Here is a 23,215-nt window from a genome sequence, read left to right on the forward strand (position 1 = left end):
TACAAGTAGCCAGGCTCCCGAGTGATTGTGGAGCCACTGCCCGGCACGTCATTTATGACGGGCGGTGACGGGGGTCGGGCCGCTCCCCTCTTGACCGTTGTGGACCGTTGCTGAGTATGGTCGCCCCCGTCTTTTCTGCAGACCACTGCCCGGCAGAGGATTGCGCGCAAACCGCGAGAGGGATGAACGGATACATGGGCTTTGGGCTTGCATGACAAGACGAGGTCAGGAAAAGACAAATGAACGAGGCGGAATCGATCGCTGACCGGCAGGTGTATGCAGAGCATGCACCGAGAGGGGTTTCGAAAGATACGCTCGACACCTTTTGGCTCTCAAACCGTAAGCCCAAACAATTTGCCAACACCAAGACGGGCTTGAGATCGCTCATCCGCTGGGTGCGAGAGGCGGAGGTATCTTTGGTCGTATTCGAGGGTGAGGCGGGCAAGGAATTGATCCAGTGAATTAATTTCCCGTCAAACGGCGTCTATCATCGGCTGCTGGACACCAGTCTTGCAATGCATGACTTACCTTTTGCACGGGTTAACCCACGTCAGGCGCGCCGCTTCGCCGAAGGGACCGGCACAATGGCCAAAACGGATCGGGTTCCTTCTCAGCGATGCAAGCATCACCTGCCAACCAAGGGGCAAATGGCAGGGCAAAGAGCGCATCCAGGGCGGGCGGGCCTGCCTGCGAAGAGCGATCTACCTACCTGCCGTGGTCGCCGCACGCCTCAATGCGGATATGAAAGCCAAATACCATGAACTGGTCGCCAACGGAAAATGCAAGAAACTTGCGATTACAGCGGTCATGCGCAAGCTTGTCGTCATGGCAAATGGGTTGCTACTTGACGGTCAAAATGGACTGAATTGCAAACTTGACCAATACGGATACTCATCGTTGGCAAACAAACGACTGCCGGGCAAAGAGATCGTCCGAACAGATCTCCGGCCGTCTGCAATTTGAGGGCCAACCTGTGTGTGCAGGTCATGAGACAATCCATGCCTACGTTTGCGGCCCAGATGGCCAATCCATGAGCGGCCTGATTACGTCAAAACCGGTGAGGTATTTGGTGAGTGGGAAGGCGATATCACGATCTTTGAACCTGCACAGGGCAATATGAATGTGGCCTCCTTGGTCAAACGTAAGACACGCTTTGCGGTCCTGTTGCGCGACAACGACCGTGGCTCGACGCACCTGATGAACAAACTCATGATGGTTCTCGAAATCCTGTCCCAACCAGCCCGCAAATCCATCACCTTTGATCGCGGGATTGAGTTCCGCGATTGGCGTAAGCGCAAGCCAGGGATTGGAACAAAGCCCTGGTTTTGCGATCCGCAAGCGCCCCTCTCGGGACATTGCTGCGCAATGCCCGGCAGGGCAATGCATGGCAATAGGGTTCCGTCGAAAATCTAAACTAGCGGGCACGCCGCTATCGGCCAAGGGACAGGCCCGTGGCCGCACCCGCAAATCGAGATATGAAGTCGATTTGCGAGTGCTTGAATGGCACGCCAGGAAAGTGCCTGGGATGGAGAACTCCAACTGAGGCCTTCAGGGACGAGTTTATGAAACTGAGATAGGGATAACTGTCGCAACGAGCCATTAGAATCCAAGTCTATCCTTGATCGGGCTCTCTGAGGGCAGATGTGACCCTCAGACGATCTTCTGTTTTTCCGCGCCGGGCCGCAGGCCCGGCGCGGATCGCTTTGGGCAAAGCCCAAAGGGAAACCGGGAAACACTGGGGCACGGGAAACACTGGGGCACGGGAAACACTGGGGCATAAGGCGCACAACGGCGACCAGGAGGCGACGCTGGATTAAAGGCATCCCTCATAAGGTGAAATCGCCCTGTCAAACGACAATGTGACCCCAAAGGACTTTGCATTTGGCAAAAGACTTCCTAAGTGCCAGAGTTAAGCGCAGCATAGGACGTAGAACCATGGTTGACATACAGCACTCCGTCACTTCTCTGGATCCGGTCTGGGACCAGATCACCACCGAGGCCCAGGAGGCGGTTGCCACCCAGCCTTTGATGGGCGGGCTGATCCATGCCTGTATCCTGCACCATACCTCGCTTGCCAAGGCGCTGTCGTACCGGATTGCCGCCAAGTTGAGCTCGAACGAGATGTCGATGATGGTGTTGCGTGAAATCGCCGATGATGCCTTTGCCAAGTCTCCGGCGATTGTGGAGGCCGCCCGCGCCGATCTGATGGCGATCTATGACCGCGATCCCGCCTGTCACCGGTTGTTGCAGCCGGTACTGTATTTCAAGGGCTATCAGGCGGTGCAGGCCTACCGGGTCAGCCATTGGCTGTGGACCCAGGGACAGCAGGACCTGGCGTTTTTCTTTCAGATGCGCACCTCGGAAATTTTTGGCATTGATATCCACCCCGGCGCCAGACTGGGGCAGGGGATCATGATCGACCATGCCCACTCCATCGTGATCGGTGAAACGGCAGTGGTTGGCAACAATGTGTCGATGCTGCATTCGGTCACTCTGGGCGGCACCGGCAAAGAAGAGGAAGACCGCCATCCCAAGATCGCTGACGGCGTTCTGATCGGGGCGGGGGCCAAGGTGCTGGGCAATATCAAAGTGGGGCGCTGCAGTCGCATTGCTGCCGGGTCAGTGGTGCTGCAGGACGTACCCGCCTGCACCACTGTAGCCGGGGTGCCCGCTAAAATCGTCGGCGAGGCGGGTTGCGCTCAGCCAGCGGTCAACATGGATCAGCTGGTGCCCTGCGGCGGCAGCAATCCCGACTAAGGGACTGATTAGACCTCAAAACAACCAATGGGCGGCGGTTTTCGCCGCCTGATTTGTTGAACGCGGCTGGGTCTGGCGGATGCCAAAGCTTGCCGCACAAAAAACACCGTTCGCGCACCGCGGCTGACCTGCCCCCGAAACGTCCCTCACTTTGAAGAAGAGTTTGCGCAACCTCTGAGAGGAGCAAACAGATGCGAAAGAGCCGGCTTACAGAGGCGCAGATTATTCACTGCCCGGCAGGGTATTGCGTCGCAATGTCCCGAGAGGGGATGATTAGGGAACAAGAAGGTGGGATGCCAGCTGCTGAGCTGTGCCGCAGGAACGGTCTGTGTCCAGCGTCGTTCTAAAAGTTCAAAGCCAGCTTGTATTGTCAGTGAGCGAGCCAATGTCCGCCATTGGTCCGAGGACAATGGCCAGCGGAACGGAGATCACCAGTCTCGCGATCTTGAAGTGGGCTGGCGATGACGATGAGGAATGACATTATATCGATCCTGGAAAACCTCGGTGGAACGCCTTTATCGAGTCTTTCAACGTTAGCCTGCGCCCCTCTCGGCAGATTGCTTTGCGATACCCTGCCGGGCAATGGACGAGTGATTGAACAGGGAGTTGATCGATACGTTGGATGACGCAACCCGCAGACACTCGTTGTGAATGAGGGAGCCTTGGCGGGCAAATCAGTTGGCAAATCAGGGGGGCAAATCAGGGGGGCAGGTCACGGCCAATGGCAGTGTCGCTGTCCCAATTTGACAGAGGTTTGCGGGTTGATATTGGTGTTGGGGGTCTCTTTTGGCGCTGACCTGTCGCCGCCCTGGGCCATGTTTGTGCGCTGAATTGAGCGGCCTCCCTTGCAACCTTGGGCCGGCCAAATGATTATGACTGGCAAATGAATATGACTGGCAAACACGCGGGCCAATTCTGGACGCGGTGGGATGGGGGATTTTGGATGATCTATACAACTGAAGGCCGGGGGCGGCTGTTTGACAACGTCTTGCAGACCATTGGCGACACGCCGACCATCCGCCTGAACCGGGTAGCGCCGCAGGGTGTTGATATCTATGTGAAATTTGAGGCTTTCAATCCCGGTGGTTCGGTCAAGGACCGGCTGGCGCTGAACATCGTTGAGGCCGGTGAGCGCGAGGGTCGGTTGCAGCCGGGGCAAACCGTGGTCGAGGCCACCAGCGGCAATACCGGCATTGGTCTGGCGATGGTCTGCGCCGCCAAGGGCTATCCGCTGGTGATCACCATGCATGACGGGTTCTCGGTTGAGCGGCGTCAGGTGATGCGGATGCTGGGGGCCAAGGTGGTGCTGACCCGCAAGGAAGACAAGGGATTGGGCATGGTGCTCAAGGCTAAGGAGCTGGCTGAGGCCAATGGCTGGTTTCTGGCGCATCAGTTTGAAACCAAGGACAACGCCGATATTCATGAGGTCACCACGGCGCGTGAAATTCTGGGTGATTTTAACGGCAAATCACTGGATCAAGTGGTGCTGGGCTTTGGCACTGGCGGCACTGCAACCGGTTTGGGGCGGGTGCTGAAACAGGCACGTCCCGGTCTGAAGATCATCCTGAGCGAGCCGGAAAACGCCACACTGGTTGGATCGGGCACCGCGCAGGCGCGCAACGACGAAGGCGAGCCGAGCGAGAGCCATCCGGCGTTTGCGCCGCATCCAGTGCAGGGCTGGACACCTGACTTTATCCCGCTGGTGTTGCAAGAGGCGCTGGATCAGGGCTATTTCGACGGCTTGCAGCCGGTGAGCGGCGCCGAGAGCATTGCCATGTCGCGCCGTTTGGCGGCTGAGGAAGGCATTCTGGCGGGGATTTCCGGCGGTGCTTCGGTTGCGGCGGCGGTGAAGGTGGCGGAGACTGCACCCAAGGGTTCGGTCATTCTGGCGATCCTGCCGGATACCGGCGAGCGCTATCTGTCAACGCCGCTGTTTGACGGCATCGAGACCGAGATGGACGCGGCTGAGCTGGCGCTGTCGCAGTCAACACCGGGGTTCAGGTACTGATCAAGGGGCAAGCTCTCTCTTGCATAGACACAGGTGGCGGTCTTGGCATCACAAATGCCCAGGCTGTGCTTGGTGCCACTGTGGGATTTGAGTATTTTTGGCAAAAAGAAGCAGGGCGCTGGTTTCATACCGCGCATGGCTTACTAAAAAGCCCCGGTCGCTGTGACCGGGGCTTTTCAATTTCTGTGTCACTGTCTGGCTCAGGCCAGCATGGCAAGGGGGTTTTCCAGATTTTCAACGATGGCTTTCAGCAGGTTGGCCCCCACTGCGCCGTCGATGACACGGTGGTCAACTGACATGGTGACAGACATCACGGTGGCCACTTTCAGCTCGCCGTCTTCGCCAACCACCGGCTGTTTTTTGCCAGCCCCGACCGCCAGAATACCGGCATGGGGTGGGTTGACGATGGCGTCAAAGTTGTCGACGCCAAACATCCCCAAGTTAGAGATCGCGAAGGAGCCGCCCTGATATTCGCTGGGCGCCAGTTTGCGCTCGCGGGCACGCGACGCCATGTCCTTCATCTGCGCCGACAGGGCTGACAGAGATTTCATGTGGGCATCTTGCAGCACCGGGGTGAACAAGCCGCCCTCAACGGCGACCGCCACGGCCACATCCGAGGATTTCATCTGCAACACACGATCGCCTGCCCAGACCGCATTGGCCTCGGGCACCTGTTGCAGGGCGATGGCGACGGCCTTGATGATGAAATCATTGACCGAGAGCTTTACCCCGCGGGCTGCGAGCTGTTTGTTCAGCTGGGCCCGGAAGACGAGCAGCGCATCCAGCTGGATGTCGCGGCGAAGGTAGAAATGCGGGATGGTCTGCTTGGCCTCGGTCAGACGTGCGGCGATGATCTTGCGCATGCCGTCGAGGCTGATTTCGTCGTAGTCGCGGTCGGCGTACATCTTGGCGACCATTTCGGCCGAAGCCCCGGTTGGCATAGCGGTTGCAGCAGTCGGGGCGGCAGCGGCAGCGGTGACAACCGGAGCCGTTTTGGGCGCGGCGGCGGCGGCTTCGACATCGGCCTTGACGATACGACCACGCGGGCCGGAGCCGGACAGTGTGGTCAGATCCAGACCTTTGTCCGCCGCGATGCGACGGGCCAGAGGCGAGGCAAACAGGCGGCTGCCGTCTGCCGCAGCGGGTGCTGCCGGGGCGGTTGCTGTAGCCGGGGCGGTTGCTGCTGACGCAGGTGCGGCGGCCTCAACCGCTGCAGGAGCGGCCTCACCCGTCGCGGCTGCAGCGGCAGCCGGCGCGGCGCTGGTGGAGATGTCATCGGCGCTTTCGCCGTCTTCCAGCAGCACGGCGATGGCAGTGTTGACCTTGACCCCTTCGGAGCCCTCAGGGATCAGGATCTTGCCAATCACCCCTTCGTCAACAGCTTCGAATTCCATCGTTGCCTTGTCGGTTTCAATCTCGGCGATCAAGTCACCGGACGACACGGTGTCGCCCTCTTTGACCAGCCATTTCGCCAGGGTGCCTTCCTCCATGGTGGGGGACAGCGCAGGCATCAGGATTTCTGTAGGCATAGCTCTGTCTCCTTACCGGTAGGTCACTTGTTTCACTGCGGCAATCACCTCGTCGGTGGTGATCAGCGCCAGTTTTTCGAGGTTGGCAGCATAGGGCATCGGCACGTCCTTGCCGGTGCAGGTGATGATCGGCGCGTCCAGATAGTCAAACGCCTCGCGTGACACTTCGGAGGCGATGTAGCTGCCGACCGAGCCCTGCGGCCAGCCTTCCTCGACGGTGACCAGACGGTTGGTCTTCATCACCGATTTGATCACCGTCGGCAGATCCATCGGCCGCAGGGTGCGCAGGTCGATGACCTCGGCTGAAATACCCTCTTCGGCCAGCTTATCAGCGGCTTCCAGTGCATATTGCATGCCGATGCTGAAGGAGACGATGGTGACGTCGGTGCCAGTGCGGCAGATTTTGGCCTTGCCGAAGGGCACGGTGAAATCATCCAGTTTGGGCACGTCAAAGGCGCGACCATAGAGCATTTCATTCTCCAGAAAGATCACCGGGTTTGGATCGCGGATCGCCGATTTCAGCAAGCCTTTGGCGTCGGAGGCCGAATAGGGCGTCACCACCTTGAGACCGGGGATCTGCATGTACCAGGCGGCAAAGCACTGGCTGTGCTGGGCGCCAACCCGGGAGGCGGCGCCATTGGCACCGCGGAACACCATGGGCGCCCCCATCTGACCACCGGACATATACAATGTCTTGGCTGCCGAGTTGATGATCTGGTCCATCGCCTGCATGGCGAAGTTGAAGGTCATGAACTCGACAATCGGTTTCAGCCCGCCAAAGGCGGCGCCGACGGCGATGCCGGTGAAGCCGTGCTCGGTGATTGGGGTGTCGATGACGCGCTTGGCGCCAAATTCGTCCAGCAAACCCTGCGAGATCTTGTAAGCGCCCTGATATTCGGCGACTTCTTCGCCCATCAGAAAGACGTTTTCGTCGGCGCGCATCTCTTCGGCCATGGCGTCGCGCAGGGCTTCGCGCACGGTGGTTTTCACCAGTTCGGTGCCCTCGGGCCAATCCGGGGTCAGGTCGACCACCGGTGCAGCAGCAACAGCTGCAACTGGAGCGGCGGGCTCTGCACTTGCCGCAGAGTCCGGGACGGCGGTGACGGGTGGAGCTGCGGCCACCGGTGCGGCATCCAGCGCTTCGCCCTCCTCAATCAGGATGGCGATGGCGGTGTTAACCTTAACCGCCTCGCTGCCTTCGGCGATCAGGATCTTGCCGATCACCCCCTCATCAACGGCTTCGAACTCCATCGTCGCCTTGTCGGTTTCAATCTCGGCCATCACATCGCCGGATTTGACCGTATCGCCCTCTTTGACCAGCCATTTGGCCAGCGTGCCTTCCTCCATGGTGGGGGACAGTGCGGGCATCAGAATTTCAGTTGCCATGTTGTATGGTCCCCCTCAGGCGTAAATGTCGGTCCAGAGCTCTTCGAGCGCTGGTTCCGGGCTGGTGCGGGCAAAGTCGGCGGCGTCGTTGACAACCGCTTTGATCTCTTTGTCGATCGCCTTGAGATCATCCTCGGTGGCGTATTTATTGTCCAGCAACAGAGTGCGGACCTGTTCGATCGGATCGCGTTCCTCGCGCATTTTCTGCACCTCTTCGCGGGTCCGGTACTTGGCGGGATCCGACATCGAGTGGCCACGGTAGCGGTAGGTTTTGACCTCGAGAATATAGGGGCCCTTGCCGGAGCGGCAATGGGCCACGGCGCGTTCGCCGGCCTCTTTCACGGCCAGCACGCTCATCCCGTCGACCGCTTCTCCGGGGATACCAAAGGCCTCGCCACGGGTGTAGATATCCGGGGTGACAGAGGAGCGTTTTTGCGAGGTGCCCATGGCATATTGGTTGTTCTCGATGACAAAGATCACCGGCAGCTGCCAGAGCGCGGCCATGTTGAAGGTCTCATAGACCTGACCCTGGTTGGAGGCGCCGTCACCGAAATAGGTGAAGGAGACCCGGCCGTTGCCGTTGTATTTGTCGGCAAAAGCCAGACCTGCGCCGATGGGCACCTGGGCGCCGACGATACCGTGGCCGCCGTAAAAGTGTTTCTCTTTCGAGAACATGTGCATGGAGCCGCCCTTGCCCTTGGACAAGCCGCCGGTCCGGCCGGTCAACTCGGCCATGACACCGCCGGCATCCATGCCACAGGCCAGCATATGGCCGTGGTCGCGGTAGGAGGTCAGACGTTTGTCGCCTTCCTCGGCGGCGGCCTCGAGGCCGACAACCACCGCTTCCTGACCGATGTAGAGATGGCAGAAACCGCCGATCAGGCCCATGCCATAGAGCTGGCCGGCCTTTTCTTCGAATCGACGAATGAGCAACATCGAGCGGTAGTGCTCGGTCAGTTCCTCGGCGGAAACATTTGTTTTCTTAACGCTTTTTCTCGCAGCCATGGTGGCAAACTCCCCCTGTAGGCTAGATAGTTTAGTGTTAAACTATCTAATAAAGGATTTTGAAGCCGGTGGCGAGAGATTTTGTGACGCGAGGTTTTGGACCGCTAAGTTTTGGCCGGGAGACCGCCGTAGGGCCCATATGAACCGCTGCCTGTTGCAAGGGGTCAGCGTCGGTGGCGCTGGTGGTGCAGGGGGGGGGTTAACGGATCACGATCTCGTCGGCGCGCAATACGCCGAGAACTGACCGGGCCTGTTCGTCGAGGAGGTCCAGATCAAGGAAGGTGTCGGACAGCCGATGGGTGAGGTTTTCCATCTGCGCGATGTCAAGATTGAGCCGGGTGAGATCGCGGTTCAAGGTCTCTGCCTCTGCCGCGATCTCGACCCTGCGAAATAACCCGAAATCCCCCTGCACCGCCGCAAATGTAAAATATGCGCTAAGCGCAAATGCGGCGGCAAAGAAGGGCAATGAACCAAGGTTGGGTCGATGGTTTCGGGTCAATTGGAAGTGCCTGTATGGTCTGCTCAAGTTTTATGTAGCGCCGGTTGATCCCGCGTCTGTCACTGGTATGACACAAGCGAATCAGCTTGTGAATCCCCTTTGAGCCCTATGGGGCAAGTTTTTTCGTTAAGGTTTTGGTAGGGTTTGCTGGGGGTTGCTAGGGGTTTAGAGGGCGGCCCTGCGGGCCACTGCCTCCGGCGGGGATATTTAAGGCCGATTTGGCAACAAAATAGGAAAGCTGCTTCGGCGTTTCCCTTTGTTTTATAGGGCTATCGTTGGGTTTTGATAGAAAACTTGCCAGTCCTCCCTCCGATCTGCTACTGATATTTGCTACTACCTCAACTTTAATCACAGCTTTTGAGGGGTCTAAATATGGAACTGATGCGCAGGGGTAAAAAAGGGTTATTCACTCACAAGCGGCCCGTTCCTACCCGTTACCGGGAAATTGAAGGGCGGGCATATGTTTGGACCGCCTTGCACACCGACGCCCGTGCGGAGGCACTTCAAAAGGCGCGGGCGATTGTGTTTTTGCAGGATGCCCAATGGGAGGCCGCACTGGCCAAGCAAACCGTAAAGGCATCGGCCCTATATGCTGAGTTGCGGACGCTGGCGCAGGCGATGGGCTTTGCCTACCTGCCCGAAGCCGATGTGGCAGACCTGCCGGATAAGGAATTCTTGCAGCGGGTTGAAGCCGGGGTAGCTGGGACTGCCTCGGAGTGCGCCGCAGTGCTTGGGGCCGCCGAGGTGCCTAAGCTGCTTCTCTCGGGCTTGTTTGACGCCTACGCCGGTTTCGTTGCTGACAAGATCAGAAAAAAGGACGCGCAACAGCTTCGGAAATGGCGCTCCCCGCGCTTGCGCGCCGTCACCAATTTGATCGGCGTTATTGGCGATATGCCAGTGCAGGAAATCACGCGCCAGCACGCCCTAACCTTCCGCGCTCACTGGTGGAGCCGAATGCAGAGCGAAGGCCGGTCAGCGGCCACAGGGAACCACGATTTGGGCAATCTCAGTTCAATGGTGAGTGAGGTTTGCATGAAACAAGGATGGGATATGGCGAACCCGTTTTTGCGGCTTTGGTTTGAACCAGATGGTGAGCGCCGCCCGGCGTTTTCAGCAGAATGGATCAGTAGCAAAATTCTAGCCCCCGGCGCGCTTGATAATATGAGCGATGAGGAGCGGGCGATTTTTCTTGTTGTGGTAAACACCGGCGCGCGGCCTTCAGAAATTATCAATCTGCTACCCGAACGCATCAGGCTTGACGCCAATATCCCGCACATCCAAATCCGGGCCGAGGGGCGCACCCTTAAAAACAAATATTCCTCCCGTGATGTGCCGCTGTTGGGCGTATCCCTTGAGGCCATGCGGGCCTTTCCTGATGGCTTCCCCCGATACAGGACCTTTGGCGATTGGACCGACCATGCGACTGGACATTTAAGGGATAGTGGGCTGCTGGAAAGCGACAAACATACCGCCTATTCACTGCGTCACTCTATAAGCGACCGTTTGCTTAACAGCGGGTGCCAAGATCGGGTTCGGAAAGAAATTATGGGCCACAAGCCCGAAAAAATGATTTACGGCGAAGGCTCAAATCTAGACACAAAGCTTGCCGCACTTGCGCCGATAGCCTTGGTTTGAAGCAACGCCATCGCCCGAAAATGTGGGGAGCCCCGAACCAGCAGCGCGGCCCTGATTTCCTATATCCACTCCCAAATTGACCCATAAGGGCTATCCCCAGCCCCTCGCCGAGTCATGTGCTGCGCTAGGGCCGTCTATGCGGGCCAAGGGGTCCGTCACTGATAGCACCGGCGCAGCGCGCGCCGTCATCCAGCACCTGCAGAGCCCCCTCGGCGCGCCACGCGGCCACCCAAGACGTGTTTGACGGCGAACTGTTGCACGGCATTTCCCCGGCTCCAATTTCAACGATCTATGGCAAAAACGTTGCCCCAACAATCATCAGTGGCGAACCTCTTTGCATTGAGTCGTAAAGCAATATGTGGCCGACTGGCATGGGTGCAACGGCTGGATATGAATCGAAGCGGTGCAAACTGAGCAGCAGGACGGAAAATTTTTTACTAAATTTTTGTGAACTGCAAAACCAGATTTCAGGGGCGGATTTGATAATCCGCCGCCAAAAGGGCTCGGGTTACAATTGACTTCATAGAGGTGACGACAAAAAAATTGCCTTGATGACATGGAGGTAAGGCAAACTGGCTGCCACTCGCAGGCCGCAGGGCTTCATCCGCACGTGAAAGCCCGGATAAACCCAGCTTTCAGGCCTCTCCCGGCCCGTCGTTTGGCAGTATTGGCTATTTCGGCACCAATCTGTTCGGCGGGTCTGCCGCAGATTGGGCAACTGGGGGCGGGGTCAGCCGCCATTCTCTCCGCCGCTCCTTGCCTCAATAAGCGCATTGCGCAGGGCCATCGGTAAAGCGTTTTGATCACCTAGATAAATGAAGTCCAACGGCATCCCGTAGGTTTCTCGAAGCGCCAATGCACCGTCAACGCTTATTCGGTAATCGCCGTTCTCCCAGTTGTTGAGCTGCGCCCGCTTTAACCCGGCTTTTGTGGCATATTCCAATTGCGTCAGCCCGGTTAGCTTCCGATGCCATACAAGCCGTTGAGCAATATCCGAAAATTTGCGCATTTCCTTCATCTTTTAATCTCCAAAAATGTTACTTGTCGCTCTGGGATGGCAACAAAGTTGCCACAAATATCAATCCGACCGTCGATTGATGACAATTTGGCTGTCACAAGTATAGCATGGATACAGCAAACATCACAGCCAAGCAGGTCATCGCGTGCGTCGGCAAAAAGCAAATCATCCGGCGCATCGGGGTGTCCTGGTACTCAGTCAGGGCTGCCAATACGGCGCAGAGTTTTCCCGCCAATTGGTACGGGCCACTCAGCATTATGTGCTTTGAAAAAGGCATTGATTGCCCACTCCCTCTGTTCAATATGCGCCCGCTCCTTGACGAGGTGTGTTGACAAAAAAATTATCACCTTGCCCACCGAATGCAAGACCATACCAGATAAATCAAGCCTTTTGCGCCGCACTGCCGGTAATTGAGCACATCGACGCAAATTAGCGCCAATCACGAAAACCAAGTCCCACCAGCCAAAAGAGGCGGGTCGAACCTTGTTCGGTCCACGGCTTCTTGCGGCCTATCAAAACCATAGGAACCCACAAGATGGACGGCAATTTGAGCAATGAGGAATTTCAGGTAGGCGCCAGCGCTTTGCAGGTTCAGCTTGACGAACTGGCAGACTTGGGCGGCACGGTCAGCGAGGCGAACGGCGATCTGCGCAGCCTCATCAAACAGATTGTTGACGAAGAGGGCTACCACAAGCGCGCCCTCGGTGTGATCCGCGAAATCGACAAAATGTCTGAAACCAAGCGGGCCGATTTCCTGCGCACCTTTGGCCCCATGCTGGACGCAATGCGGGCGGGCAAGTGGGACACCGACACCACCGATATGTTCGACCCGGCGGTGGCTGAATGAAAACCCCGCTCACCCCGGCCCAAGTATTAGATGCGCCGTTGCCTGCGGTGTATGAACAGGCCAAGGCGGCGCTGACCCAATGCGAGACGATTGACGAGTGCAAGGATTGGTCAGATCGGGCGGCGGCGCTGGCGAGCTATGCCAAACAGGCGAACGACGAGACGCTTGAAAAAAAGGCCCGCCTTATCCGCAACCGGGCAATCCGGCGCATGGGACAGGTTCTTGAACAGATCGAGCCAGCGACCGGGGCACACCTAAAGCGTATGGGCACCCATACGCTTTCACGCACAGAGGCAGCGGCGCAGGCGGGGCTTTCCAATAACCAAAAAGCGACCGCCTTGCGCCTAGCGAAAATCCCCGAAAATGAATTTGAGAAATTGACCAAGCGTGACGGGCCGCAACCGACCGTCACTGAGTTAGCAGAGCGCGGCACGCAGAAGCGCGAAGTCATCGTGATCGACCACACCGGGGGCCGCGACCCGAAAGTGTTCAACCGGATCATTCACTTCACCAGTGCGCTTGAATGCGCCGTCGCGGAGTTGAGCGGCAACGCCGACTTGCTCGAACACATGTTGGATTGGGAACTTGCGGAGGCTCTTGAAGCCGCTGCCCGCTTGCGCCTGATCCTTGACAATTTGGAGGAACACAAATGCAAACCGCAAAGCTGAAAACAGACGTTGCCGCATTCGTCGGGGATTGCACCGGCGACAACGGCAAGGACGATCACGCCATGACCGACGCGGCGGCAATTGGGGATTATGGCTGTGAAACCCTATCACGGGCACACAGCGTGGCCTCCATGTCCCTATTCAGCGGGAGGGCAGCCATGAATCGCTGTGTCGCCTGTATGACACCTGTGTGGCAGTTTCGGGTGCAAGCCTACCTGCGGGCAGGCTCTGGCGTCGACGATATTGCCCTGTTCCTGCTCCGCCCGCTTGTTGGGGGGCGGTATGAGGCGGCCCTATTGCGTGCCGATGGCACCTTCGCCGTGTGGTGGCCGGTATGAAGGGGTGGGTTCGCGCACAACGCAGCCGCTTTGAGCACCCCCTCTTTGCAGGTGAAAAGCTGTGCCGCCTCTCCGCTTGGGATTGGTTGATTGCCCACGCCTGTTACCAGCCGCACCGTGTCAGCGTGGCGGGGAAAATCGTGGAACTGCAACGCGGCCAAATGACCTATTCGGTGCGTTTCCTGGCGAAGGCATGGGGGTGGAGCAAGACCAGCGTCGCCCGGTATCTTACCCGGTTGCAAACCGAGACAATGATTGAGGTAGAAAGCGGGACGAGCCGGATCACCATAACTGTTTGTAATTATGAGAAATTTCAAACCGAACCATTGACGACCGATACAGGCGATGATGCAGCCCCCGGTACGGCGGCGGGACACGACCGGGACTGCCGCGGGACAGCAGCGGGCCACGAGCGGGACAGCAGCGGGACAAATAAGAATACAAACAATACAAACAATACAATTAATACAATTAAGAACCCCCACCCCCCCCAAGGGGGCCCGTGTGCAAAAGACCTGCAAGCCGAGTTTGACTATCTTTGGACCTACTACCCCCGCAAGGTGGGCAAAGGCGCAGCCCTCAAAGCCTACAGCAAGGCCCGCAAGCAAACGCAACGCGATGAAATCACTCAACCGCTTGGCCATTTCATCAGGGCAGTGAAAAGCACAGAGATTTCCAAAATCCCCCACCTCTCAACCTGGCTGAACGAAACCCGTTGGCTTGACGACCAAAGCCACGCGGCCAACCGCTCAATAACCAGCAGCGAAGGTTTGAATGATCTGGTGGGTAAGACCCGCAGCGAAGATTTGAACGTGCTTTTCCCGAACGGCTTTGTGCCCAAACGGGTTGAGGGCGGCAAATGAATTACCAGGCCCGCACCACCAAGATTTTCGCCTTTTTCATGGACGAGCACACCGGCCTGCTGCACCGTTACACCCGCCCCAAGCATCTGGACGCCGACCAAGCCCGCGATGAAATTAACGACTTGGTTGAAGACCTCAACAGCAACATTCCCGACCACACTAGCGAGGCAGACATTGCCCGGCTGCTGGACGCCCTGCGCCCGGCGCTGCGCTGCCGTCATGGTTCGCGCACATGGCCAACCACCAAGGTTTTGTTAGCCGCCCTGACTGACGTGCTGAAAGAGATTTCAACCAAGCCAAACAATGGGGACGCCGAAGAGAACGCGCTTGCCATGCTGACAGACTGGTATCGCAAGTTTGGCGACCAAATGCCCGCCATGGGATCAACGGCCCGCACGGCAGCGCTTGTGGATCGTGGCGTGATGACTGCCCGCGAAGCGCGCAACGCGAATTTCATGCTGAGCGACGACCTAAACGAATTCGCCAAAGAACAGCCCATGGGTCACGACGAATGGACCCGGCATATGGAGATAATAGCTCGCCTGTGGCGCGTAACATTCACAGAGGCCGTCGAGCGTGATGGAACCCCCGAACCGATGAGGAGTGAATAAAATGGTTAAAACGATCACCCGGCACCTGTTGGAGCCATTGTGGCGCGGGCAAGTAAAGCTCAAGAAAATTGCCAAGCTGATCGAAATGACCACGGCCACCATCCGCCGCCGCTCCAACCGCTTTGGGCTGCCCAAGCGCAACAATCAAGGCCGCCTGCTTGTTGAGGTGAACAAGGCCACAGCCCCCGAACGCCAGCCCTTGCCGCCGCATCCCAACTGGACCGCCAAACAGGATGACGAACTTTTCTCAATGGGCCGCAATTGGCAGCATTGGCACAGCTCCGCCCAATCGCACGGCAAAATCATAACACCCGCGGTCACCGGATCAGTACCTGTGGCACCTTTGACAAAGGCGCATTTGCTCTGATGCTGAAGGGCTTGGCGGTATGATCCCAGTTCCGGCACAACCGAAGATCTGGCTGTGGGCGTCACCGACATGCGGCGGGTTTCAACTCATTGGCCGGGATGGAGCAAGGTGCGCTGCATCAAGGTCCATAGCCAGATGAAGGTTTCTGAGCGTCGTGTGTGCCGCGTCCTGGGCCAGCACCGATCCACGCAACGTCGAGTAGGGCTCGAAACAGACATTCTCAAGTATTTGGCACGATATTATTCCGCGGGAGCGCCAGCACTACGTTGAAGAAGAGGTTGAGCGGTGACGGCTTGGGGGCTGACCTTTCTTCGGTTCAGGCTTACGCGCTTCCGGTAATTTGAAGCTTTCCGCTGACTTTCGCGCCGCTTTGGGTTGTCATGGTCTGAGCTTCGACATCCACTTGAACGTCCGACGTCGACGCAAGTGTGAGGTCAGCACATTTGATGCTGCCGGTCTGTTTGCCTTCGATGGTCACGGTTTCTGCTGATACTGCCCCGGCTAGTGATCCATTGGTCCGAACTACGACTGACTTGGCGGAAACATCGCCAATCACCTTTCCCTTGACTTCGACGCTCCCTTGTTCCGATTTCATGTTACCTTCGATGGTCAGGGCTTCTTCGATGATCGAATTGGACATTGCGAAAACCTCTCAGTTTTTTCGTGAAAATTGTCATCTTGAACAGCGAGTTTGGACACATTGCGGCGTCTGTGTAAGATGCTAGGCTCAGGCATACAGTCTCCAAAAAATGGAAGATGTAGCCCTTAGGAACCACGGCTATCGCATTGGTGTCCAAGCTGAGGACTTTGGGGGCAGGGCACGCCAAGGTACCAATCGTCGAACGGCGGCTGCGCGGACCTTGATGCACTTCGCCTAATCCGACCGAGTGTCGGCTTTCAGCGGCAGAGCGCCAAAACAGTGCGTAGTGACCCAGCTTAAAATGGGTGACTATTGATCGCACAAAACACTTTGCGGTCATACTCGCGCATGTACAACATGAGAGACATGCGGAAATGCCAAGGCGTGGCCGTCATAGTAGGAGCCAAAAGTATCCAGATATTCCTGAAGAAGGTTTTGGCGTGTCTCTTCGGGCAGATTTGAGATCGCATCGGCGGCAGGCGTTGAGGACATGTTCCTTGCCACAAAAGCCCTCCCATCAGAGTGCCGCAGTGTAAGTGTAACGCTCTCGATGCTGATTTCGGTAAAACCAGCCTCAGCAAACAGATCGTTAATCACACCGGAATCCGACAAGCTGCAAACTGCGCGGATGGCGTTTGCGGCGTCTTCGCCAATGTACCGTGTGAGGATTTCGATTTGGCCGTTCATCAACGGATTGTGTTCAAGGCTTCGCGCTACACAGATCACACACCGTCCACCGACGGTAAGAATACGACGAAACTCTTTCAGGGCAGAAAGCTTGTCAGGAAAGAACTGAAGACCTTGTTGGCAAAAGACAGCGTCGAAGCTTGCATCGTCGAACGGCAAATTTCCTACGTCTGCTTCGACCCAGTCGATCACTTTACCTTCTTCTTTCGACTTCGACTTGGCTACAGTCAGCATTCCAGCGTTGATATCCGCACCGACCACCTTTGCATCTGGCCCAACTCGATCAGACGCCATTCGCGCCACAATTCCGGTGCCACAAGCGGCATCGAGGACAGCTTCTCCAGCGACAAGTTCAGCGCGATTTAGTAGTTCCTGCGCCCAAGGAATGAATATGACAGGAACTAAGTTCTCTTCATACCGCTCTGCGGCTCCCCAAGAGACCTGCCACCTTAAGTTGGCTTCCATGTTGTTATCCTCCCCTGCGGTTGGTCATCCCGACGGCCTTTTGCCGAGCATAAGTATCTTAGAAGAAAACCCCCTATTTACCCAGCGACCATGTTGAGCAGATGGGGTGGATGGCTCCTGCTCCGACCGGCGTCGCTTTGCGCCATAATGCAGGTGTCGAAATCTGCGAATGAGGGGAGCCACCCAATGCAAGTTACAACAGTTGGCCTCGACCTAGCCAAGAACATCTTTCATGTGCACGGTATCACTGATGCAGGTGAAGTCGCATTCAATCGCCCGTTGCGCCGTGCGCAGGTGCTGGCATTTTTTAAGCGCCTTGATCCTTGTTTGGTCGGGATTGAAGCCTGCGGTACCAGCCATCACTGGGCGCGCGAGCTGAGCCAGGTGGGACATGAAGTACGGCTTATCCCGCCGATGTATGTCAAACCTTATGTGAAGCGCGGCAAGTCTGACGCGATTGATGCGGAGGCTATTTGCGAAGCAGTCACGCGGCCCACGATGCGGTTTGTTGAAATCAAATCGGTTGACCAACAAGCGCTTCTGTCCTTGCACCGGGCACGAAGTCTGATTGTTCGACAACGCACCCAATTGATCAATGCGCTTCGCAGTCTGTTGGCCGAGTTTGGTATCTACATTGCCCGTGGCCTCGCACGGGTGATCAGCTTTGCGCAAAGTGTGGTCGAAGGCGTTGAACTGGAACTTCCCACTATTGCGCAGGACGTGTTCCGCAATCTGTGCCAGCGGCTTGGAGCCCTTCATGAGCAGGTGAGATGGTATGAGACACGTCTGAGATTGGAGGCGAAGCGAGACGCGCGCGTGAGGCTCTTGCAAACAATACCTGGCGTCGGCACTGTCACGGCATCTGCGATCGCTGCTAGCATTGGCGATGGCCATCAGTTCAGGAATGGTCGAGAGTTTGCTGCGTGGATAGGATTGACGCCTGCCAACAAATCGAGTGGTGGGAAAGAGCGATTAGGCCGGATCACCATCCCTCTCGGGACATTGCTGCGCAATGCCCTGCCGGGCAAGGGATGGGTGATCAATATCTGCGCCAGCTCCTTGTCGTAGGAATGACATCGCTTGTGCGACAGACTCGATCCCACCCGGAACGGGCGAGCAAATGGCTTACAGCCCTTTTGGAACGCAAACCAGCACGCTTAGCAACTGTGGCAATGGCGAATAAAACGGCACGGATCGTCTGGGCAGTTTTGACAAAGAATGAGCCGTACACGCCGAGAACAATCTGAAAAGACCTAAACAACACGAGATAGCAAGACCTGCGAAGTGATGGTGCAAAAGTCAGCCGCAACAACCAAGACACCCCGTCGAATGTCCCGGGCGTTATTGCCCGCAAAGCAGAAAGGGACTTGGTTCGCGGAACCCATCCACTGCCCGGCAGGGCATTGCGCAGCAATGTCCCGAAAGGGAGGGCCAGCGGTCAAAACCGCGCAAACAGGCCGGACACAAGACTGCTTCTGACAAATGCGCGGATCACCGCAAAAATGTCTTGCTATGCAGGAGCCATCCACACAAGACATTCGCCGCGTTGCAGAAATTCGGTAATAAAAGCTCAGACCAGGAATTCGCCGCAGTTGTCACGAACGTCTGCTCAGGGCCGTTCTCGACTGTGAGGGGAGAGGACAGTCGCCTGATTGCTGCACCCTGCACATTTCGACACAAAGGACGGGTTCCGGACCTTCGCTGCAGTCAGCTCCGACGGCAGCAATGCGCAGTTTGCGTACTTTGCAAAGTTGGGCCCGCCGGACGCCCAGGCAGAGCGCGAACGGCCCTGGGTCCCCTTGACCATGAGCAAGAATGCCGCAGTGCAGCTTCCCCAAAGTAGCCGTTTGACGCATTGCGCAGCATTTTGAAGCGCTCTAGGCCCACCTTGGCACATCGATGCCGTCGGGCGGCGGTTACATCATTAGAGCCCGTCAACGGCTTCTGCGGCACGCCACCAACCAGCCTAGCTATTCTTGCAAAAATCTAAAAAATGTGTAGAACTCTGTGCCACGCAGAAAGCTAAGATTCAGGCACGTTATTGGTCCTGAAGGACCGACAAATAGAAGCGGTCCCGATAGCGACCAGCCCATCGTAGTCTCTAGGAGGAGACACTACGTGACTTGGTGCGGCCTCATATTACGATATGGAATCTGCGCGCTTATTGCGACGCACTTTAGTTCTGCCGAGGCATCGATTGGGAAGGTGCTTGAGGTCAAAAACGGCGCAAATATTACGAGTGACGGGCGAAGACAGCGCATTTCAGCTGGCATGTCGGTGGATACCGGAGACGTCATCAAAACCAACAAGACCGGTCTAGTTCAACTACTTTTCAATGATGGCACAAAAATTGCAGTGGGCCCAAATTCCACGATGACCGTTGACGCATCATTCAATCGTAGAAGCAATCGGGCAAGCCAGTTTAACATTAGCGCCATTGGAGGATCATTCCGTTTTGTATCAGGAAATAGCAGACGCAAAGCATACACTGTAACCACCCCAACTGCCACGATGGGTGTTCGAGGGACAATATTCGATTTTTGGGTTTTGTCAGATCGCCAAACGTCAATGGCAATACTTAAGGGCTCAGTGCGCATGTGTGGGAGTAGTGGGAGTTGTTCGTTGGTGAGAGGGTCCTGCAAAATTGCAGCGACTACACCTCGCGGAACCATCGGCGTCCCGAACGGACCGCAACAAGCAAGCGCGTTACTTTCTTTAGGTTTCCCCTTCATCTTGTCACAAAGGGCGCTCAATGAACAATTGCATGCACCAACAGCCGGTTGCAGGCGGCACCAAGTTCCACCAAATCGAGCGATTTTTAATCCCCTAATCAGCCCCCCACCACCTTTGGTTCCCTTTGTGCAGCCACCGGTTCCTGCCCCACGGCTTGAGCCAGTTCCTCCTTCGACACCAGATGAACCAGAACCACCCGACGACGAAAGGACTGGATTTCCGGGCCAAAGTGGTGATGACGGACCAAGCCAAGGACGAGGTGGCGGCGTTAGCGAAGGCCAAAACGGTTTTGGCACCGGAAATGGCCAGGGCGCTGCAAAAAGAGAAGAAAGTTCAAATAGCAATGGTGGAAAGGGCCGGGACAACGCTGGAGGTAAAAACCGAGGCAACGCAAATGGTCACGGAAACTCTGCGGAAAATGGAGGTAGAGGGAAGGATCGTTAGGTTTGTTTTTCAGGTTCTTACGCCGAAGCCGTGCAAAAAAAGCGCTAAAGTGGCGCAGTCGTTGGCTTCTTCGATTTGGCGGATTAATCTTAATCTGCTCAGGCGTTTATGTGCGAATCTTGGATCCATATCCTGTTGTTGCAACACGGCTCATCTATTTCGACTATTTGCAACGTCTCTCCCCTCGATTGTTTGAACCAGATTTGCCGGTTCGTGTCGTCGACATTGACGAGACTTCGCTATCAATCCTTGGACAATGGCCTTGGCCACGGACATTAGTGGCCGATATGGTTGACCAACTAAACGCCTATGGCGCGGCAAGTGTTGGCTTCGATGTTCTTTTTGCCGAACCCGATAGGTATTCTCCCGCAAGATTTGCCCAAGATCCCAATTATGCAGAACTTTTTGCGCGAACAGATCAACTTTCACTGCTCGACAATGATGTCAGACTTGCAAATGCGAATGCTTCGTTGCCAGTCATCCTGGGTGTCGCACTAAAACCTACCGCCGACGAAAGTAACATTCAGTCAAAGGCAGGAGTCATTCAAATCGGGGACAACCCCAGTAACGGCTTGAATTGGGTAGCCGCGTGGACTTCACTGGCACCTCCACTTGCCGAAACCGCAAGTGGGATAGGCAGTATCAACGTTGCGCCGGGGGATACCTTTGGCATTGTCCGTACCGTTCCCTTGCTATGGCAAAGCCCCAACGGCTTGATGCCAAGTTTCAGTCTCGAGGCGCTCCGTGTAACGATGCAAGAACCCAACATCATACTGGAGGGAGCACATGAGGAGGAGGGAATTGTTCGGTTCATCGAGCTAGGTGGCTTGGTAATTCCAACGACCGAGCAAGGCGAGCTATGGGTTCGATTTCGCCATGACAACCCTGATTTGTACATCTCCGCTGTCGATGTGATGACCAAATCAAATGACGAATGGATGCGAAATGAGATTGAAGGAAAGATCGTTCTGGTCGGCACATCTGCTGCCGGATTGCTTGATATCCGCCAGACACCTCTTGGAGAAGCCGTTCCGGGAGTATCCATACATGCTCAAGTCATCGAGCAATTGCTTCTAGGTCAATCATTGCATCGCTCAGATACGGTCGCCGGATTAGAGATCTTGTCCTATGTCGCACTTGGTCTTGTTGTAACAACCGTCATGTCTCTTGGTGGAGCGGTGATGTCATTTGTTGCAGGAGGTGTCGCAGCAGCCTTGGTTCTGTTGGCCAGTTGGCTTGGCTTTCAACACGGTTCGATTTTGTTTGACGCAACCTTTCCTCTTGCGGGAGGAATGGTCAATTTCGCAGTACTTTCAGGTTACCTTCATGGCGTTGCCGAACGCGACAAAAGAGCCATCCGCCGATCACTTTCGCATTATGTCGCGCCAGGAGTGCTAGAGGAGTTGGATCGAACCGGGCAGGAATTACGCCTAGGAGGGGAAACACAAAACATTACGGTGCTCTTTTCTGACATTCGCAATTTCACGCCGTTGAGCGAACGCATTTCACCAATTGATTTGGTCGATCTTCTCAACAAGTTATTCACGTGTCTGGCCCGCGAGATCCAGGCTGAAAAGGGCACGGTCGACAAGTTTATTGGCGATGCGGTCATGGCGTTTTGGAATGCACCACTCAAAATCGAGAACCATCAATTGCATGCGGTTCGCGCAGCGCTTCGACTACGATCCTCTTTGGAGGATTTCAATCAAGCCTCAGTAAGGCAGGGGCTCCCACCCATTGAACTCGCTATCGGATGTGCTTCGGGGCAGGCTTGTGTCGGGAACATCGGTTCAGAAAGCCGTTTCAATTACACCGCGATCGGAGATGTTGTAAACGTCGCTTCACGCATCGAAAATATCTGCAGGCACGTAGAATTTGATATTGTTGTCTCCAAAACTGTGATGGAAGCAATTGGCGGTGAAATAGGGATGCTCGAAGCTGGCATCGTTAAGCTCAAGGGCAAAACCGAGCGAGAACCCATTTACATCGTCGTTGGTGGAAACGAGATCGCAAAATCTAAAGAGTTCACAAAACTTAGATCTCTTCACCAACACTTGATCAAAGATCTTTGCGACAACAAAGCTAACAGCAGCTTGGAAACGCAGGTTCAATCTTTCATGGCAATCGCGGGGCAGGTAAACCCACGCCTTCCAAATTTCTATACAAAAATTATTGCGCGACGTGAGGATTTTTTACAGCCAGCATACAATGGGCTTAGAGCTGTAACGGTTAAAGATCCTATTCCGAACAATAGCCATTAGAGCCATTGCAGCATCGTCAAAATTACAATGATGTGAGCTTGTTAGACGACAGACAGACGTGGCAAATTCGGCAATCCGCAAGCTGCAAGATCAGCTATCAAGCCAACTCTCAGCAGAGATAAGTGGCCGTGAGTAGATGAACAATTCCAACTAACCGCAGCAACCTCTGGACGAACCCAGATGCCTAGCCGAAGTGGCAGACCAAACACGATCCTCAACGTCAGACAAGATTGAATAGCGGCGTCACTGAATTGCTGTTTCCGACCACACCTCCCGCTCGGAGGTGGGGTCCAACATGCGATTTGTGCAACAAAGCCCCCCCATAGCCGACGTTCATGCAAAGAGCAGCGAACTCCCGCTTCCCGCCCTTCCTGCTTGATATACCGCGTCATGCTGCACCCAGCACCAAGGTCTTAAAAGGGCTGGAACCGGCCATTAGACGGGTTTTGCACGA

General features: G+C 56.1%; 20 protein-coding genes and 5 pseudogenes. 17 read left to right on the forward strand and 8 right to left on the reverse strand.

Annotation, left to right across the window (positions count from 1 at the left end):
* The first annotated feature begins 239 nt into the window (after window positions 1-239).
* The 6 genes and pseudogenes from QPJ95_RS16730 to QPJ95_RS16750 all read left to right on the forward strand — a co-directional run bounded on the left by QPJ95_RS16730 (window position 240) and on the right by QPJ95_RS16750 (window position 4,765).
* Window positions 240-461: a hypothetical protein gene (locus QPJ95_RS16730; protein WP_286018145.1), complete on the forward strand. Its 222-nt coding sequence runs from the start codon at window positions 240-242 to the stop codon at window positions 459-461.
* Between the two features lie 49 nt (window positions 462-510).
* A complete protein-coding gene (locus tag QPJ95_RS16735) occupies window positions 511-963 on the forward strand; it encodes a hypothetical protein (RefSeq protein WP_286018146.1) in 453 nt (150 codons plus the stop codon).
* Window positions 929-1,577: pseudogene (locus tag QPJ95_RS24475) on the forward strand (IS30 family transposase); the annotation flags it as partial. The gene QPJ95_RS16735 and the pseudogene QPJ95_RS24475, both read left to right, overlap by 35 nt.
* A 358-nt stretch (window positions 1,578-1,935) precedes the next feature.
* Window positions 1,936-2,757, forward strand: coding sequence for a serine O-acetyltransferase (cysE, locus tag QPJ95_RS16745; protein WP_270920955.1), 822 nt, complete (start codon window positions 1,936-1,938; stop codon window positions 2,755-2,757).
* A gap of 415 nt (window positions 2,758-3,172) precedes the next feature.
* Window positions 3,173-3,301 (forward strand): annotated as a pseudogene (locus QPJ95_RS24270) (IS3 family transposase); the annotation flags it as partial.
* A gap of 399 nt (window positions 3,302-3,700) precedes the next feature.
* Window positions 3,701-4,765 (forward strand): PLP-dependent cysteine synthase family protein, encoded by a 1,065-nt coding sequence (locus QPJ95_RS16750; protein WP_270920956.1) that lies wholly within the window; start codon window positions 3,701-3,703, stop codon window positions 4,763-4,765.
* Between the two features lie 200 nt (window positions 4,766-4,965).
* Here the strand turns inward: QPJ95_RS16750 and QPJ95_RS16755 are convergent, their stop codons facing one another.
* The 4 genes from QPJ95_RS16755 to QPJ95_RS16770 all read right to left on the reverse strand — a co-directional run bounded on the left by QPJ95_RS16755 (window position 4,966) and on the right by QPJ95_RS16770 (window position 9,184).
* Entirely contained in the window at window positions 4,966-6,294 is a 1,329-nt protein-coding gene (locus QPJ95_RS16755; RefSeq protein ID WP_270920957.1) for a pyruvate dehydrogenase complex dihydrolipoamide acetyltransferase, read from the reverse strand.
* 12 nt (window positions 6,295-6,306) lie between these two features.
* Window positions 6,307-7,680 carry a pyruvate dehydrogenase complex E1 component subunit beta gene (locus tag QPJ95_RS16760; RefSeq protein WP_270920958.1) on the reverse strand — a complete coding sequence of 458 codons (1,374 nt, stop codon included), beginning with the start codon at window positions 7,678-7,680 and terminating at the stop codon, window positions 6,307-6,309.
* A 15-nt stretch (window positions 7,681-7,695) separates the two neighbouring features.
* On the reverse strand, window positions 7,696-8,685 hold the full coding sequence (pdhA, locus tag QPJ95_RS16765) for a pyruvate dehydrogenase (acetyl-transferring) E1 component subunit alpha (protein ID WP_270920959.1): 990 nt from the start codon (window positions 8,683-8,685) through the stop codon (window positions 7,696-7,698).
* Between the two features lie 199 nt (window positions 8,686-8,884).
* Window positions 8,885-9,184, reverse strand: a complete 300-nt coding sequence (locus QPJ95_RS16770) for an FtsB family cell division protein (protein ID WP_270920960.1) — start codon at window positions 9,182-9,184, stop codon at window positions 8,885-8,887.
* Window positions 9,185-9,556: 372 nt separating this feature from the next.
* Between QPJ95_RS16770 and QPJ95_RS16775 the strand changes: the two genes are divergently transcribed.
* Window positions 9,557-10,819, forward strand: coding sequence for a site-specific integrase (locus tag QPJ95_RS16775; protein WP_270920961.1), 1,263 nt, complete (start codon window positions 9,557-9,559; stop codon window positions 10,817-10,819).
* 730 nt (window positions 10,820-11,549) lie between these two features.
* Here the strand turns inward: QPJ95_RS16775 and QPJ95_RS16780 are convergent.
* Window positions 11,550-11,837, reverse strand: a complete 288-nt coding sequence (locus QPJ95_RS16780; protein WP_270920962.1) for a helix-turn-helix transcriptional regulator — start codon at window positions 11,835-11,837, stop codon at window positions 11,550-11,552.
* Between the two features lie 535 nt (window positions 11,838-12,372).
* Between QPJ95_RS16780 and QPJ95_RS16785 the strand changes: the two genes are divergently transcribed.
* Genes QPJ95_RS16785 through QPJ95_RS16810 form a run of 6 tightly spaced genes read left to right on the forward strand, consistent with a single transcriptional unit; the run spans window position 12,373 to window position 15,531 of the window.
* A complete protein-coding gene (locus tag QPJ95_RS16785) occupies window positions 12,373-12,684 on the forward strand; it encodes a hypothetical protein (protein ID WP_270920963.1) in 312 nt (103 codons plus the stop codon).
* Window positions 12,681-13,352 (forward strand): hypothetical protein, encoded by a 672-nt coding sequence (locus tag QPJ95_RS16790; RefSeq protein WP_270920964.1) that lies wholly within the window; start codon window positions 12,681-12,683, stop codon window positions 13,350-13,352. The genes QPJ95_RS16785 and QPJ95_RS16790 overlap by 4 nt, the downstream gene beginning before the upstream one ends.
* On the forward strand, window positions 13,334-13,690 hold the full coding sequence (locus QPJ95_RS16795) for a hypothetical protein (RefSeq protein ID WP_270920965.1): 357 nt from the start codon (window positions 13,334-13,336) through the stop codon (window positions 13,688-13,690). The genes QPJ95_RS16790 and QPJ95_RS16795 overlap by 19 nt, the downstream gene beginning before the upstream one ends.
* Entirely contained in the window at window positions 13,687-14,553 is an 867-nt protein-coding gene (locus tag QPJ95_RS16800) for a hypothetical protein (protein WP_270920966.1), read from the forward strand. Before QPJ95_RS16795 ends, QPJ95_RS16800 begins: the two co-directional genes overlap by 4 nt.
* Window positions 14,550-15,164 carry a hypothetical protein gene (locus tag QPJ95_RS16805; protein WP_270920967.1) on the forward strand — a complete coding sequence of 205 codons (615 nt, stop codon included), beginning with the start codon at window positions 14,550-14,552 and terminating at the stop codon, window positions 15,162-15,164. Before QPJ95_RS16800 ends, QPJ95_RS16805 begins: the two co-directional genes overlap by 4 nt.
* A gap of 1 nt (window position 15,165) precedes the next feature.
* Window positions 15,166-15,531, forward strand: a complete 366-nt coding sequence (locus QPJ95_RS16810; protein ID WP_270920968.1) for a hypothetical protein — start codon at window positions 15,166-15,168, stop codon at window positions 15,529-15,531.
* 322 nt (window positions 15,532-15,853) lie between these two features.
* On the opposite strand, the gene QPJ95_RS16815 is transcribed toward QPJ95_RS16810, so the two are convergent.
* On the reverse strand, window positions 15,854-16,171 hold the full coding sequence (locus tag QPJ95_RS16815; protein ID WP_270920969.1) for a bactofilin family protein: 318 nt from the start codon (window positions 16,169-16,171) through the stop codon (window positions 15,854-15,856).
* 336 nt (window positions 16,172-16,507) lie between these two features.
* A complete protein-coding gene (locus QPJ95_RS16820) occupies window positions 16,508-17,323 on the reverse strand; it encodes a class I SAM-dependent methyltransferase (protein WP_270920970.1) in 816 nt (271 codons plus the stop codon).
* A gap of 186 nt (window positions 17,324-17,509) precedes the next feature.
* On the opposite strand from QPJ95_RS16820, the pseudogene QPJ95_RS16825 reads away from it, so the two are divergent.
* The 4 genes and pseudogenes from QPJ95_RS16825 (at window position 17,510) to QPJ95_RS16835 (ending at window position 22,761) form a co-directional block, all read left to right on the forward strand.
* Window positions 17,510-18,570: pseudogene (locus QPJ95_RS16825) on the forward strand (IS110 family transposase).
* 1,024 nt (window positions 18,571-19,594) lie between these two features.
* A pseudogene (locus QPJ95_RS24275) lies at window positions 19,595-19,858 on the forward strand (FecR family protein); the annotation flags it as partial.
* 379 nt (window positions 19,859-20,237) lie between these two features.
* Window positions 20,238-20,696 carry a hypothetical protein gene (locus tag QPJ95_RS16830; RefSeq protein ID WP_270919584.1) on the forward strand — a complete coding sequence of 153 codons (459 nt, stop codon included), beginning with the start codon at window positions 20,238-20,240 and terminating at the stop codon, window positions 20,694-20,696.
* Window positions 20,611-22,761 (forward strand): CHASE2 domain-containing protein, encoded by a 2,151-nt coding sequence (locus QPJ95_RS16835; RefSeq protein WP_270919583.1) that lies wholly within the window; start codon window positions 20,611-20,613, stop codon window positions 22,759-22,761. The genes QPJ95_RS16830 and QPJ95_RS16835 overlap by 86 nt, the downstream gene beginning before the upstream one ends.
* A gap of 142 nt (window positions 22,762-22,903) precedes the next feature.
* Here the strand turns inward: QPJ95_RS16835 and QPJ95_RS24280 are convergent.
* A pseudogene (locus tag QPJ95_RS24280) lies at window positions 22,904-23,054 on the reverse strand (transposase); the annotation flags it as partial.
* Window positions 23,055-23,215: the final 161 nt, after the last annotated feature.

This window comes from Parasedimentitalea psychrophila (assembly GCF_030285785.1).
GTDB classification, from domain to species: Bacteria; Pseudomonadota; Alphaproteobacteria; order Rhodobacterales; family Rhodobacteraceae; genus Parasedimentitalea; species Parasedimentitalea psychrophila.